Source organism: Haloplanus sp. GDY1 (genome assembly GCF_023703775.1).
Classification (GTDB): domain Archaea; phylum Halobacteriota; class Halobacteria; order Halobacteriales; family Haloferacaceae; genus Haloplanus; species Haloplanus halophilus.
The window spans coordinates 2,380,892-2,394,944 of the sequence record NZ_CP098514.1 but is presented as its reverse complement, the minus strand read 5'-3'; the positions used below and the strand labels follow the sequence as shown (position 1 = coordinate 2,394,944).

The 14,053-nt window shown below is 68.6% G+C and carries 11 protein-coding genes and 3 pseudogenes; 2 read left to right on the top strand and 12 right to left on the bottom strand.

Annotation, left to right across the window (positions count from 1 at the left end):
- Nucleotides 1–6: 6 nt before the first annotated feature.
- Genes phnE (NBT67_RS12845) through phnD form a run of 4 tightly spaced genes read right to left on the bottom strand, consistent with a single transcriptional unit; the run spans nt 7 to nt 3,641 of the window.
- The gene (phnE, locus tag NBT67_RS12845; protein WP_251342147.1) at nt 7–807 is read right to left on the bottom strand and encodes a phosphonate ABC transporter, permease protein PhnE; all 801 of its coding nucleotides are present in this window, start codon (nt 805–807) and stop codon (nt 7–9) included.
- A complete protein-coding gene (phnE, locus tag NBT67_RS12840; protein ID WP_251342145.1) occupies nt 807–1,607 on the bottom strand; it encodes a phosphonate ABC transporter, permease protein PhnE in 801 nt (266 codons plus the stop codon). The genes phnE (NBT67_RS12845) and phnE (NBT67_RS12840) overlap by 1 nt, the downstream gene beginning before the upstream one ends.
- A gap of 1 nt (nt 1,608) precedes the next feature.
- On the bottom strand, nt 1,609–2,451 hold the full coding sequence (phnC, locus tag NBT67_RS12835; protein ID WP_251342143.1) for a phosphonate ABC transporter ATP-binding protein: 843 nt from the start codon (nt 2,449–2,451) through the stop codon (nt 1,609–1,611).
- On the bottom strand, nt 2,448–3,641 hold the full coding sequence (gene phnD / locus NBT67_RS12830) for a phosphate/phosphite/phosphonate ABC transporter substrate-binding protein (RefSeq protein ID WP_251342141.1): 1,194 nt from the start codon (nt 3,639–3,641) through the stop codon (nt 2,448–2,450). The genes phnC and phnD overlap by 4 nt, the downstream gene beginning before the upstream one ends.
- A gap of 199 nt (nt 3,642–3,840) precedes the next feature.
- Between phnD and NBT67_RS12825 the strand changes: the two genes are divergently transcribed.
- Nucleotides 3,841–4,665: a DUF8054 domain-containing protein gene (locus NBT67_RS12825; RefSeq protein WP_251342139.1), complete on the top strand. Its 825-nt coding sequence runs from the start codon at nt 3,841–3,843 to the stop codon at nt 4,663–4,665.
- A 122-nt stretch (nt 4,666–4,787) separates the two neighbouring features.
- Here NBT67_RS12825 and NBT67_RS12820 read toward each other — a convergent pair whose 3' ends face one another.
- The 8 genes and pseudogenes from NBT67_RS12820 to NBT67_RS12785 all read right to left on the bottom strand — a co-directional run.
- A complete protein-coding gene (locus NBT67_RS12820; protein ID WP_251342137.1) occupies nt 4,788–5,492 on the bottom strand; it encodes a type 1 glutamine amidotransferase in 705 nt (234 codons plus the stop codon).
- A gap of 39 nt (nt 5,493–5,531) precedes the next feature.
- Nucleotides 5,532–6,305 carry an alpha/beta fold hydrolase gene (locus NBT67_RS12815; protein ID WP_251342135.1) on the bottom strand — a complete coding sequence of 258 codons (774 nt, stop codon included), beginning with the start codon at nt 6,303–6,305 and terminating at the stop codon, nt 5,532–5,534.
- Nucleotides 6,306–6,330: 25 nt separating this feature from the next.
- Complete coding sequence (locus tag NBT67_RS12810; protein ID WP_251342134.1) at nt 6,331–6,582, bottom strand: hypothetical protein; 252 nt, start codon at nt 6,580–6,582, stop codon at nt 6,331–6,333.
- Nucleotides 6,583–6,649: 67 nt separating this feature from the next.
- On the bottom strand, nt 6,650–9,418 hold the full coding sequence (alaS, locus tag NBT67_RS12805) for an alanine--tRNA ligase (protein WP_251342133.1): 2,769 nt from the start codon (nt 9,416–9,418) through the stop codon (nt 6,650–6,652).
- A gap of 109 nt (nt 9,419–9,527) precedes the next feature.
- Nucleotides 9,528–10,985 (bottom strand): globin-coupled sensor protein, encoded by a 1,458-nt coding sequence (locus NBT67_RS12800; RefSeq protein ID WP_251342132.1) that lies wholly within the window; start codon nt 10,983–10,985, stop codon nt 9,528–9,530.
- A gap of 88 nt (nt 10,986–11,073) precedes the next feature.
- Nucleotides 11,074–11,685 (bottom strand): annotated as a pseudogene (locus NBT67_RS12795) (replication factor C small subunit); the annotation flags it as partial.
- 3 nt (nt 11,686–11,688) lie between these two features.
- A pseudogene (locus NBT67_RS12790) lies at nt 11,689–12,969 on the bottom strand (NUMOD3 domain-containing DNA-binding protein); the annotation flags it as partial.
- Nucleotides 12,970–12,990: 21 nt separating this feature from the next.
- Nucleotides 12,991–13,350 (bottom strand): annotated as a pseudogene (locus NBT67_RS12785) (AAA family ATPase); the annotation flags it as partial.
- An 82-nt stretch (nt 13,351–13,432) separates the two neighbouring features.
- Here NBT67_RS12785 and samp2 point away from each other — a divergent pair.
- Nucleotides 13,433–14,053, top strand: coding sequence for a ubiquitin-like small modifier protein SAMP2 (gene samp2 / locus NBT67_RS18180; RefSeq protein WP_425498858.1), 621 nt, complete (start codon nt 13,433–13,435; stop codon nt 14,051–14,053).

Genomic DNA, 14,053 nt, shown 5'->3' with positions numbered 1-14,053 from the left:
GCTGTCTCACCGGACCAGCGACCGGGCGTACGCCGAGAGGGCCTCGCTGACGACGACCACGCCGAGGATGACCAGCAGGACCGTCGCCACGGACTGCCAGGCGAAGGCGTTGACCGCCCGGAACAGTTGGACGCCGATGCCGCCGGCGCCGACGAACCCGAGGATCGTCGAGTCGCGCACGTTGATGTCCCACCGGTAGACGCTGAGGCCGACCAGCGCCGGCTTCACCTGCGGGAGGATCCCGTACAGGAGCAGCTGTGTCGGCGAGGCACCCGCGGCGCGGACGGCCTCGACCTGCCCGAAGTCGATCTCCTCGATCTCCTCGCCGATGAGTTTGCCGAGAAAACCGACCGAGCGGAAGGCGATGGCGACGGCGCCGGCGAGGGGGCCGGTGCCGAACACCACGACGAAGATCAGCGCCCAGATGATGGTGTTGACCGACCGACTCACCGTCACGATGACCTTTCCGAGCCAGTAGGTCGCCGCGTTCGGCGTCGTGTTCTCGGCGGCGAGCAGCGCGACCGGGACCGCGAGCACGAGCGCCCCCGCGGTGCCGAGCGCGGCGATGTGGATCGTCTCGATCAGCGGGCGGACGATCTCGGCGGTGTAGGAGACGTCCGGCGGATACATCCGCGTCAGGAGGTCGTTGATCTCCCGCGGGATGGTTTCGGGTCTCGTGACGCCCGTCTCCAGGAACCGCCAGGAGGCGACGAACACGATCAGCGCGGCGAGCCAGCCGAGATACCGCCCGAATCGCCGCCGTCGGTCGAACCGCTGCCACGTCCGCGTCTCGTTCGTTCCGGCCATCACTGGTACCTCCGTCGAACGACCGCACTGACGCCCTCGGCGACGAGCACGACCAGGATGATCGCGAGGAGGATCGCCGAGACGTACGGGTAGTCGTAGCGGTTGAACGCGGTGAGCAAGACCGAGCCGATGCCGCCCGCGCCGACGATGCCGACGATGGTCGAGGTGCGGATGTTGATGTCCCAGCGGTAGACGCTGAGACCGGCGAACCGGGGGACGATCTGCGGGACGACGCCGTAGAGCAGGGTCTGGACCGGCGAGGCGCCGGCCGCACGCACCGCGTCCACGCTGCCCATGTCGATGTCCTCGATGTCCTCGGCGAACAGCTTCGAGAAGAAGCCGACCGTCTTGAACGTGATCGTGATGATGCCGGCGAGGGGGCCGAGGCCCACGGCCTTCACCACGAGGATGGCGACGATGATGGCGTTGAACGCCCGCGAGATGGAGATGAATCCGCGGTTGAGGTAGTACAGCGGTTTCGGAGAGAGGTTCTCCGCCGCCATGAACGCGATCGGAACGCTGAGGACGATCCCCGTCACCGTCGACACCATCGCCATGGCGACGCTCTCGACCATCTTGTCCACGATGCGCTGTGTCTGCCGGGGCGTGGCGTCCGGTGGCAGGAAGTCACCGAGCAGCGTCGCACCGCGTCCGACCCCCCGGACGACGCGGGAGAGATCGAGACCGATCCCCCACGCCGACCAGAGGAAGAAGGCCACGATGCCGGCGTAGACGGCCCACTTCATCTCCCGCCGGCGGAACGCCGTCGGCCGCCGCCAGGTTCGCTCGTCGGTCGCCATCTCAGGAGCCACCCGGTACCGACCGCTCCGGATCCGCCCCGACGGCGGGTCGCGCGTCCTCCGTCCCCGAGGACGTGGACCCGGACGTGCCCGAATCCGGCACCTCGGCGCCCCGATACACCCGATCGAGCGTCTCGTCGCCGATGTCTGCGGGCGTGCCCTCGAAGACGAGTTCGCCGTCGTGGAGGCCGACGACGCGGTCGGCGTACTCCAGTGCGAGGTCGACCTCGTGGATGTTGATCAGCACGGGGACCTCCCGCTCGGCGGCGATGTCGGTGAGCAGTCGCATCACGGTGTTCGAGGTCTCGGGATCGAGGCTGGAGGTCGGCTCGTCGACGAGCAGGATCTTCGGCTGCTGGATGACCGCCCGGGCGATGCCCACCCGCTGGCGCTGCCCGCCCGACAGTTCGTCCGCCCGCTTGTTCTCCATACCGTCAAGGCCGACGCGGTCGAGGATCTCGTAGGCCCGCTCCACGTCATCGGGCGGGAAGTTCCGTCGAAACGCACGCCAGGGTGAGACGTAGCCCAGCCGCCCCGTGAGGACGTTCTCCATCACGGTGAGCCGCTCGACCAGGTTGTACTCCTGGAAGATCATCCCGATGTTTCGCCGTGCTTCGCGGAGTTCGTCGTCCGCCAGGGCCGTCAGTTCGGTGCCGTCGAGACGCACGCTGCCGCCGCTGGGCTCCGTGAGTCGGTTGACGCATCTGACGAACGTGCTCTTGCCCGCACCGCTCGGTCCGATCATCGCCATCGTCTCGTCGCCCTCGATCGAGAGGCTGACGCCTTTCAGCGCCTCGTCGCCCGTCGAGTACGTCTTCCTGAGATCGGACACTTCGAGCGTCATTCGCCGAGGGCACTCTGGGTGTATTCGACGCCGTTGTACCGCTGGATGACCATGATGTTGTACCAGTGTCGCCGGTACTCGATGGGAACGTACTCGTCGTAGCCGGTGCGCTCGGCGTACGACGTGCCCTCGAAGTCGGTCTCGAGCCAGGCGGTCCGGATCCCCTCGACGATGTCGGGATGCAGGTTGTAGCGGAAGGCGACGGGACCGTTCGGGAACGGGTCGGACGCCCAGACGACCTTGAAGTCGTCGAAGCTCAGGTTGCTGTCGGCCTCGACGGTGTCCTTGAAACAGGTCGAACAGATGGGGCCGGCGTCGTAGTCGCCGGCGGCGATCCCCCGGGTGGTCTGGGAGTGGCCGCCCGAGAAGTTGATCTCGTAGTCCTCGCCGGCGGTCACGTCGAAGTACTGGTCGAACAGCGCGGAGGGCGCCTGGTGGCCGGAGTTCGACGCGGGTTCGGCGTGGGCCATCTTCACCTCGTCCCGCGCGAAGTCCTCGACGCTACGGATGCTGCTGGCGTCCGCCCGCGTCGTCGCGAACAGGCGGTACCCGAAGGAGCCGTCCGGCGCGATGCCGGCGGCGAAGGGCACCGCGCCCGCGAGGTTGACCGCGAAACACGTCGTCCCGGTCGAGAAGTTCGCGATGTGGGCCCGCTCGGAGCGCATCGCCTCGACCGAGGCGGCGTAACTGTTGACGCTGTTGAACTCGACCGGCTTGCCCGTCTCCTCCTCGATCCGGTCGAAGACGGCCTGGAAGTCCTCGGCGTAGCGGCCCTGGACGTCCTCGCTCGGGCTCTCCGTGAAGACGAGCGTGTCTGGATCGAGCAGCTCGCTCTCGTCCTCGGGGGGCTCCCTGACCGGGTCGCCGTGCGGAATCTCCTCGACCTCCCGGCTCCCCATCCGTTCGAGGTCGGCCTGCGTTCCGCGCTCGTACCCCGCCTCGACGAGCGGCGCCGACAGGTAGTTGTTCTCCCGCCAGGCCGGCTCCGCCGGATCGAAGGCGCTCGCCTCCGCCAGTTTCGGGTCGCTGCCGCCGCTGCCACCGCTGCCATCGCTGCCGCCGCTACCACTCCCGCCACCGCCGCCACCGCCACCGCCGACGCCGCCGGCACACCCGGCGAGTCCGGCGGCGATCGCGGCTGCGGAACTACTCAGGAACGTCCGCCGTCGGGAACTGTGGTCCTCTGACATCGGTTACACCCGGGAAGGATTTTTAAAAAATAGTTTATATGACTGGCAAGTTCCGCTCGATACCGGTCACTTCTGAACATTTTCGAACCGATCCGTATGTTTTCTATATATCGTTCGAACGGCAGTACGACGACGTGGGGTGCCAAACGGTGTCGTCCCCCGTCAGCGATTTGTCGGCTCGGGCCGCAGGGATCGACGAATGACGGGATCCCTCGTCGACCGACTTCGGGAACCGGCGTACATCGGCGAGAACCGCTGTTATCCGTGTACCGCGATCAACGTGGCGCTGGTGGGCGCCGCGGCGGCCCTGATCGGGGCCGTCGCCCTTCCGGCCGGGGTCGCCGTCGCGTGTGGCGGCCTCGCGGTCATCGGCTTCAGGGGGTACGTCGTCCCCGGGACCCCGCGGCTGACCCGACGGTATCTGCCGGATCGGCTGCTCGCCGCGTTCGGGAAGTCCCGGCCCCGACGCGGCGGCTTCGCGGTCCCGAACGGGTCGGTCTCGGCGACCGACGACCCGACCGAGATGCTCGTCGAACTCGGGGTGCTCGCGCACCCCGACGAGCCGTCGCTGTCCGCGTCGTTCCGGGCGTCGTGGTCGACGGCCGCCGGTCGACTCGCCGGCGACGACGCGGCGGTCCGGGAGGCGGCCGCCGAGGCGCTGTCGGTCGCCCCCGAGCGCGTCGCCGTCGACGACGCGGACGGCGGCGTGACCCTCGCCGTCGACGGCGAGTGGGCCGGCGACTGGCCGTCGCGGACCGCCCTCGTCGCCGACGTCGCAGCCGAACTGACCCTCGACGGCGACGCCTGGGCCGACCTCGACCGGGTGGTGCGGGCGGACCTGACGGCGCGGATCCGCGGCCTCGCGGCGACGTGTCCGGTCTGTGGAAGCGAGACGACCGCGTCGGACGACACCGTCGAGTCGTGCTGTCGGTCGGCGGACGTCGTCGCGGTCACCTGCACCGGTTGCGGTGACCGACTGGCTGAGTTCGAGCGCTCGCCGGCGGCGTTCGCTCCGGGTGCGTGAGGGGGGTCCGAACGCCGGGCGACCGAACGGCGCACGGACTCGCGTCGGCCGCCGATTCTGCCGTCGGGTGGGGATCGGAGACCTCGGGTCGATCCGATCGACACGGTCGTATCGTCGACGAACTACGCGTCCGACGCCGCCACGCCCTCGTCCTCGGCCACCCGCCGCACGTACTCGGTGAAGTTGTCGAACAGCGTCTTGGTCCGGCAGGCCGCGGCGTAGTTGTCGTCGTCGATGCCGTCGACGACGGCCGCGATGCGTTCCTCGGGGAGGTCCTTCCGGCGCGTGACCCGTTCCGCGCTGTCGCGGTCGTACTCCGGGTGGAACTGCACGCCCCAGCAGTCGCCGCGGCGGAACGCCTGCACCCCCCGCTCGTTCTCGGCGAGGAGCGTCGCGCCGGGCGGGAGGTCGACCACCCGATCCGAGTGGGTCTCGAAGGCGACGAGCGGGGCGTCGACGCCCGCGAACAGCGGGTCGTCCGCGCGGTCGATCTCGCGGTAGCCGATCTCGATGTCGTCCATCGCTTCGACGCGCCCCCCGAGGGCCGTGGCGAGCGCCTGGTGGCCGTAACAGACGCCCAGGATGGGCAGTCCGCGGTCGGCGGCCTCGCCGATCCAGTCGAGCAGGTCGTCGATCCACGGCTCGTCCCAGTAGACGGAGGCCCGCGACCCGGTCACGACGGCGCCGTCGTACGCGAACCCGGGCGGGAGGTCGCCGGCGGTCACGTCGAACTCCGCCAGGTCGGCGTCCAGTTCCCGCCGGAAGTTGCGGCGGGTGTGGTCGGCACCGTGGGAGGCGTCCAGTAGCGCGAGACGGGGGCGACTCATCGGTCGAACGAAGGGGGTCGAGCCTGTTGGCTCTTGTGCCTACCGGCCGTCGAAGAAGCCGGCCAATCGGTCGTTCACGGCGCGGGAGCGTTCGATCCCGATCAGGTGGCCGCCGTCCAGCGGGACGAACTCCCCGCGCGGCAGTCCCTCAGCGAGGCGGCGCCCCCGCTCGATCGGCCAGACGGCGTCGTCGCGGCCGTGCAACGCCAGCGCCGGAACGTCGATCTCGTACAGGCGATCCGAGACGTCGAAGGCCTCGACGGCGGCGACCTGGGCCGCCCACGCTTCCCGGGGTGCGTCCTCGGCGGCGCGCCAGTCGACGATCCGCTCGACGGCGTCGGGATGGGAGTCGAGGAACTCCCGGGAGAGGGCGGCCGCGAGCGACGATTCCAGGGCGTCGGGGTCGTCGGGCGCGCCGAACAGCGGGTCGAGCGTCAAGCCGGCGCCGACGGGGGCGGTGCCGAGGAGGGCGAGCGACCGGGGCCGCGAGGAGACCCGCGCGAGTTCGAGCGCGACCATCCCCCCGAGGCCGGCGCCGACGACGTGGACCCGTCGGGTCCCGTGATCGGCGAGGACGGCCTGCACGTCGGCGACGAGGTCGTCGACGGCGTAGGGCCCGGGCGGGGCGTCGGAGCGCCCGGCGCCTCGGAGGTCGGTCACCAGCGTCTCGAAGGGGCCCGTCAGACCGGCGTGTTGCCAGCCCCACTGCCAGGCGCCGTACCCCGCGTCGCCGAGGAAGACGACCGTCTCGCGGTCGGAGTCGCCGTCGGTCTCGTAGTAGAGGGACACGGAGCCGTTGGACGCGGTGGGCATGGGCGGGGCTACGTTCCGGGTGGACTTAGGACACGCGAGCGAACAGCAGCGCCAGGCCGAGGGCGACGGCCGCGACGCCGACGGCGAGCAGTCCGCCGCCGAAGGCGAGCGACGGGAGGTCGATCGGGTTCGTACCGGTCACCAGGGCGGCGGGCGACACCTGCTTCAGCAGCGATCCGCCGGGGAGCGAGACGCTGACCAGCGCCAGCGCGCCCGCGGCGAGCAGGCCGTACACCGACAGCGCCGAGGCGCTCGGAACGCGCGACGACGATTTCACGGGGGAACTGTCGTCGCGATCGTATATCAATACTCGGCTGTCAGTTTCACTGATGATATCGGCCCGGTCAGGCGTTCCGGATCGCCCGGAGCACGTCGGGCGCCTCGTCGAGGGCTTCGTCGAGGGCGTCGACGTCGGGGCCGCCGCCCTGCGCGAAGTCGGGGGGGCCGCCGCCGCCGCCGCCGACGCGACTCGCGAGGCGGCCCACGACGTCACCGGCGTTCAGGTCCACGTCGTCGGGAACGCCGACGACGAACTGGGCGCTCCCGCCCGCGGCGCTCCCGAGGACGGCCACCGATCCCTCGTCGACGATGGCGTTCGCCGTCGCGCGCAGTTCGTCGGCGTCGGCGTCCATCCGCCGGATCACGGCCGGGACGCCGCCCACGTCCACCTCGTCGGCGTCGGCGGCCGCCGCGCGCACCTCCGCGAGTTCCTCCTTCAGGCGGTCGATCTGTTTGCCCCGCTCCTTCCACTCCTCGAAGAAGCGTTCGGCCGTCTCGGGCACCGCGTCGGGGGAGACGTCGAGGGTGTGGGCGGCCGCGTAGAGGGCGTCCTCGGTCCGCTGGGTCGCCTCGATGGCGGCCTCGCCGGCCGCGAAGACGATGCGCTCGACGCCGTCCTGGATCGGCTCCGTCTTGATGATCTTGATCGCCCCGATGTCGCCCGTCCGCGAGACGTGGGTGCCCGCACACGCCTGCACATCGTCGTCGACGTGGATGAGTCGGATCTGCTGTCCCGGCGGGACGCCGCCCTGGTAGAGGTCGAAGCCGTGTTCGGCCTCGGCCTCGTGGCGGTCGGGCCACTCCTGGGTGACCGGCAGGTTGTCGGTCACGATCTCGTTGGCGACGCGTTCGATCTCCTTGACCTCCTCGCGGCTGATCCGCCGGAAGTGGCGGACGTCGAGGCGCGACTGGTCGGTGCCCTTCTGCGCGCCGGCCTGTCGGACGTGGTCGCCGAGCACCTCCCGGGCGGCGTGGCCGACGACGTGGGTCGCGGTGTGGTGTCGCATCAGGCTGAACCGGCGGTCGGCGTCGATCCGCCCGCGGACGAACTCGCCTTTCCCGGGATTGCCGGTCGTCCGGTGGAGGACCACGCCGTCGCGCCGTCGGACGTCCGTCACCTCGACGGTCGTCTCGTCGGTCGAGAGGATCCCCGTATCGGCCGGCTGGCCCCCGCCCTCCGGGTAGAACATGGTCTGATCGAGCACCACGTCGTACCCCTCCTCGCGCTCGAACACGTCGAGGACGACCGCCTCGAACTCGGTGCGCTCCTGATCGTCGTAGAAGAGGCGCTCCGTCTCGGGCAGGTCGGCCAGTCGGTCGTCGCGCTCCGTCGACGACTCGGCGCCGCCCCCGCTCTCGTGGCGGGCGGCGACCAGGCCGTAGAAGTCGTCCGGCACGTCGACGGCGGCGCCGTGTTCGCGCGCGATGTCGGCGACCATGTCCGGCTGGATGCCGTGGGAGTCGTAGAGTTCGATCAGCGTCTCCCGGGGGATGGGCTCGTCCCGCTCGGCGTACTCCTCGGCGATGCTCTCGACCTTCCGCGACCCGCGTTCGAGCGTCTCGCGGTACTTGCGCTCCTCGGTGCGCACCATGTCGCGGATGGTGTCGCGGTTGGTGTACCCCAGGCGCTCGGCCTGCATGTCGACGAGTTCGTCGAGCGGGGCGTCGATGTCGAGGCCGTCGACGAGGCGTTTGGTCCGCCGGAGCACCATCCGGGCGAGGTAGCCCGTGCCCACGTTCGAGGGGACGATGCCGTCGCCGAGCATGTACGCGAGCGTCCGGCAGTGGTCGGCGATGGCGTAGACGTCCTCCATGGGTTCGAGGAGGGCGGTGAGGTCGGCGGCGTCGACGCCGAGTTCCTCGGCCACCTCCGCGCGGGCCGAGGAGAGGTCCTCGACCTCGTCGACGTCGAGATAGCCCGAGAGGCGGGCGGCCTCGCGGATCAGGTCCCGCTCCTCGTCGGAGTGGTCGATCCCCGCGTGCTCCGTGAGGAAGTCGATCATCTCGGGGTAGACGGCCTCGTACACCGTCGGCGTCCCCTGACTCATCCACGTCCACCGCTCCAGCCCGTAGCCCGTGTCGACGATGTAGGTGTCCATCGGGCTGTAGCGGTTACCGTCCTTCATCTCGTACTCGCCGTCGGGGTCCTGCTCCATCGACATGAAGACGAGCGTGGCGAGTTCGAGGCCACGGTAGATCACCTCGAACGCCGGGCCGGCGTTGCCGCCGCCGACCCACGGGTCCTCGATGTAGGTGATCTCCGTGAGGTCGACGCCCATGGACGCGAAGAACTCGTCGCAGTACCGGACCGTCTCGTCCTTCCAGTACACCTCGCCCTCGTAGGCGTAGTCGTCTTCGGCGTCCTCGCGGGTGTTGAACGCGTGGTGGGCCATCATCTCGAAGGCCATCGTGTGCCGGCCGGTCTTGCCCACGTTGTCGATGTCCTGCATCCGGATGCAGGGCTGGGAGATGGTCAGGGGGTTGGCTGGCGGCGGCGTCTCGCCGGACGTGACCAGCGGCTGGAAGTCGTAGATGGAGGCCTGCGTCAGCAGCACGTCGTCCCGCCAGCGGTTCGCCGCGACGGGGTAGGGGTCGATGCGCTCGTGGTCGTGATCCTCGAAGAAAGAGAGGAACGCCTCGCGCATCTCCTCGAGCGTGTACGCCTCGTCGAACCCGGGGGAGCCGATGAACGCGTAGTCGTCACAGGGGGGTTCACCGCAGGTGTCGCGCTCGATACGCGACCAGAAGTGAACCCCACACGAGGAACACTCCTGGCGTGTGAACCCCTCCTCCTCGAAGTAGTCGAGGCGGTAGGCGTCTTCGAGTTCGCTCATTACACCCTCTTTGGCCCGTCTCCGCCTAAAACAGTTCCGGGAAGGCGGCTCGGCGGGTCCCGTGGGGCGACACGCGGCGTCGTGACTGGTCCCGGCGGATCACCGCGGCTCAGCTCCGGGTCAACTCCTCGACGGTGTCGGCGATGTCGTCGAGCCGCCCCGTCTGTTCCCGATTGGCGGTCGCGATGTCGTCGACTTCGCTCTCGATCCGAGCGGCCTGCGTGCTCGCCTGGTCGATCATGGACGCGAGTTCTTCGGTGCTTGCGGCCTGGTCGTCGGCCGCGTCGGCGACTTCCGCGATGCCACTGGACGCCTCGGTGACGGCGTCGTCGATGTCGTCCAGCAGCTCCATTGCCGACGCCACCCGTTCGACGCCGACGTCGAGCCGGTCGGTCGTCGTCTCGAGGCTGTCGACGGTGTTCGCCGTCTCCGCCTGAATCTCGTCGATCATCGTCTCGATCCGTCCGGCCTGGCGCTGGGACTCCTCGGCTAGCGACTTCACCTCGTCGGCGACGACGGCGAAGCCCTCGCCCGCCTCGCCCGCCCGGGCGGCCTCGATGGAAGCGTTCAGCGCGAGCAGGTTCGTCTGGTCCGCGATGTCGTCGATCACCTCGACGACTTCGTCGATGTCGTCGATGCGCGTTTTGAGGTGTTCGACGTCCTCGGTGACGTCCTCGGCGGCGACACCGACCTCGTCCATCACCGCCATCGCGTCCTCGGCGGAGTCCCGGCCGTCGGCGGCGAGCTCCTCCGCCCGCGCACTCGTCGCCGCCACCTCGTTCGCGGTCGACGCCACCTCCTCGACCGTCGCGCTGAGGCTGGATATCTCGCCCGAAATCTCCGTCATGTTGGTCGCCTGGTCCTCCGTGATGTGGCCGATCTGTCTGGTGCTTTGGGCGACCTCCGCGGACGCGTCGTGGAGTTCGGCGACCGCGGACTCGACGTCTTCGGCGACCGACTGCTGGCGCTCCAGTTCCGACTCGATCTGCTCGGTGTACGAGTGGAGATACGTGTCCATCGCGATCTGCTGGTCGAGGTTGATGAGCTTGAGCGCCGAGAGGGAGCGCTCGACGACCCGATCCACGGCCTCGTCGACGGACTGGTCTCCCATCTCCTCTTTGACGTCCGTCGCGATGGCGTCGAGGATCCCCTCGTAGTAGACGGAGTACGCGCCGAGATAGATTTTGGGTCCCAGATCGAGCATGTCGTGAATCTTCCCGATCCGGGCCCGACGGTCGAAGTACGACTGGCCGTAGTCGCCCCGTCCCAGATCCTTCAGGTACTCCGTCTGGCTCCGCTTCAGCGCCTCGACCGACTTCGACGACGAGTCCAGAATCGCGACCGACTGCGAGTACGACTGGATGTGGTCGTAGAACTCCTCGACCAGGTCGTCGGCGACCGTCTCGAACACGTGTGACAGTTCCGCGAGTCGCTCCTCGTCGTCGCCGTCGAACTGGGTGAAATCCTTCCGCCAGTTGATCTCCCCGTCGTCGATGCCGATCCGATCGGTGAGCCGCTCCCCACTCACGTCCTCCCGCTCCCGCTCCGTGATTTTGAGGTCCGTCACGAGGGGGCGTGATCCGCAGACCAGTATATACGCAACGCATCTCGTATCGCGGATGATAATCGGCCGCTGCGACGGACCGCCCCGCTCCCTACTCCTCCAGCGCAAGCGACGCCAGCAGCGCCTCCAACTGCACCCGCTCGTTGGCGCCCTCGGTGATCCGGTAGTCGGCCTCGCCCAGCCGCTCCATCAACTGGACCGTCCGGCGGTCGTCGAGGTCGAAGTCCCACGCCGAGCGGTGAAGCTGGTCGATCACGTCGCCGCCGGCCATCCCCGCGTCGACCAGGAGGGTTTCGAGCGTCGAGCGGGCACGGGGGAAGTCCCCCTCGATGGCCGCCTCGACCATCGACTCGATCTCCTCGGGACGGGCGGTGCTGGTGACCGTGTAGACCGCCTCCTCGTCGACCGTCTCACCCGTCGTCGCCGCGGCCTGCAGCGTGTTGATCGCGCGGCGCATGTCGCCGCCCGCGGCGTAGACCAGGGCGTCGAGGCCGGCGTCGGTCATCTCGATACCCTCCGCGTCGGCGACCTCCCGCGCCTGCGCCGCGATGGCCTCGTCGGGCAGGGGCGAGAACCGGAAGACGGCACACCGCGACTGGATGGGGTCGATGATCCGGCTGGAGTAGTTACACGAGAGGATGAAGCGGGTGTTGTCCGCGAACTGCTCCATGGTTCGGCGGAGGGCCGACTGGGCGTCGTCGGTATTGTGGGTCAGAACCCCGTTGCCGAGCATGAAGTTGGGCGTTCCCTCCATGCTGATGTTGTAGGCCTTGCCACGGTGGCTGTAGTCGATGCGCTCGATGCCCACGGTGCGAACCGCTCGGAGACCACCGTCCGAGAGAACGCCAGGCTCGAAGTCCGCTCGGTCGTAGTGTTCGTGATGTGGGAGGTCATCGTCCCCGACGACGACGAACGTATATTCGTCGCCGTAGGTGTCCAGAAACTCCTCTACCTTCTCGGTCTGTCCCCACAGTTCGGCGACTCCCTTGACCTCAATGACCGTATCGTCGATCAAGAAGTCAGGATGATACACCGATTCGGAGAGTTCGAACGAGGGCTCGTACTCGTATTCGATGCCGGCGTCCTGTAGGGCCATCCCGACTTCGTACTCCCAGTCGGATCGGACGAGATGGCCGAGTTCATCGCTGTGTCTGACGTTGCCACCTGTGGGCTCGTGCCCTTGCAGTGCATCCGAGACCTTCCGTGCGACCTCGGGGTCACGCATCGGGTTGTCGTCGCCGCTGATATCACAGACCGGATAATCGCAGTTCTCGACGCTTCTTTCGATGATATCGGCTCGTTCGTCGTCGTCGAGATCTGCCCACCACTCGGCCGAGGCAGCCCCGATGTCCTCTTTGACCCGCTCGGGATCGGCGTCGACGACCCACTCCTCCCACGGAGTGCCGGAACGCATCTCGCTGATCGTTTCGCGGACCCGCTCCACCGTCTCCTCGTCCATCTCCCAGACATGGATCCCGTGGAATTCTCCCCCGTAGTTCGGGTTGTTATCGCCCGCAAGTCGTCCGTCAGAGAGTTTCTCGACGATCTTTCCTCGCCGCTCCGCCGACCACGTGGTCCCGTACATCGGATTCTTCTCACCACGCATCTCGCGGCTGTGTCCCTCGTTCTTGCAGTCGACGGAACAGAACCGTCCCCCGGTCCAGGCGTCACAGATGTCACACCGTGACACGCCGATTTCGTCGCTGAAATCCGCGATCTCGTCCCCCGGCGACAGATCCCGTAGCTCCGTTTCGACGAGTCGGCCGTCCTCGTCGACGACGAAGAACGGATGTGTCGGACTCGCCACGGTCGTCCGCCCGTCCTCCAGTTCGACCTCGAAGAAGTCCGCGACGCCGGAATCAACCAGTCGCCCCTCGTCGGACTGGATCTCGTTCGTCTCGAAATCGACGGACGGGATCGGTTCACCGTCCTCGTTCACCTCCTCTATCGGTTTTACCTCGGGGCTCGACGGATATCCCGTAACCACCTCGGTTCCCGGCGGCACGCACAACGAGTCGGCCTCGTCGAGGAAGATGATCCGGTAGTCGAACCCCCCGAAACTGGAGCGCGCGAAGTTCTTGATCCGGTCGCGCACCACGTCGATGCCGCGCTGGTCCGAGGCGTTGAGTTCGAGGAAGTTGCCCCGCCAGTCGTCGCCGTACACCTCGCGGGCGATGGCCGTGGCGCAGGTGGTTTTTCCCACGCCAGCTGGGCCTGAAAATAAAAGGTGCGGCAGGTCGTCGCGGTCGATGTAGCTCGACAGGCGGTCGACGATGTCGTCCTGTCCCTTCACGTCGTCGAGGGTCTCCGGGCGGTACTTCTCGATCCAGATCTCCCGTCCCGCCGACGACCCCTCGGCCTCACTCATGTAGGAACGAAGGGGCCGGTCGGCACATAAACTCCCCGAGAGGATCCGAAGCTTCAGGGCCGTCGACCGTCTCCCCTCGACCATGCCGACGGTTCGTGTCGAGGTGGTCGGCGAGGGGACCCGGACGGTGGACCTCGACGCCGACGCCACGTACGGCGACCTGCTCAGGGAGCGGGGGTTCAGCCCCCACGAGGCGGCCGTCCTCGTCGACGACGCGCCCGTCCCCGAGGATCGCCCGGTCGACTTCGAGCGCGAGGTGCGGGTCCTCCGACTGGTGAAGGGGGGCGCGGGGGCGGACGTCGGGGGCGGGAAGCCGGCCGTCGACGACCGCGTGCGGGTCCGCGCCGCCGCCGACGAGGGCCTCGACGTCGTGCGGGTGCTCGACGGCGCGATGCTCGAAACCGACGCCGCGGCGGTGCGAGAGCGGATCGGGAGCGACGAGGTGCTCGTCGCGACCGTCGAGGACCGAGTGGTGGGGGCGCTGGTGTGCGACGGCGACCGGGTGACCGCGGTGGCGACGCGCCGCCGGTGGCGGGACCGGGGCGTCGGCACCGCGCTGGTGTCGGCGGCCGCGAGGGGCCGGGAGCGTCTCGTCGCCGAGTTCGACCCCGGCGTCCGGCCGTTCTACGAGTCGCTGGGGTTCGAGATCGAACCGGCGGGGGACGGCGACCGCCTCCGCGGGCGGTTAGCTGAATCGAGCTGA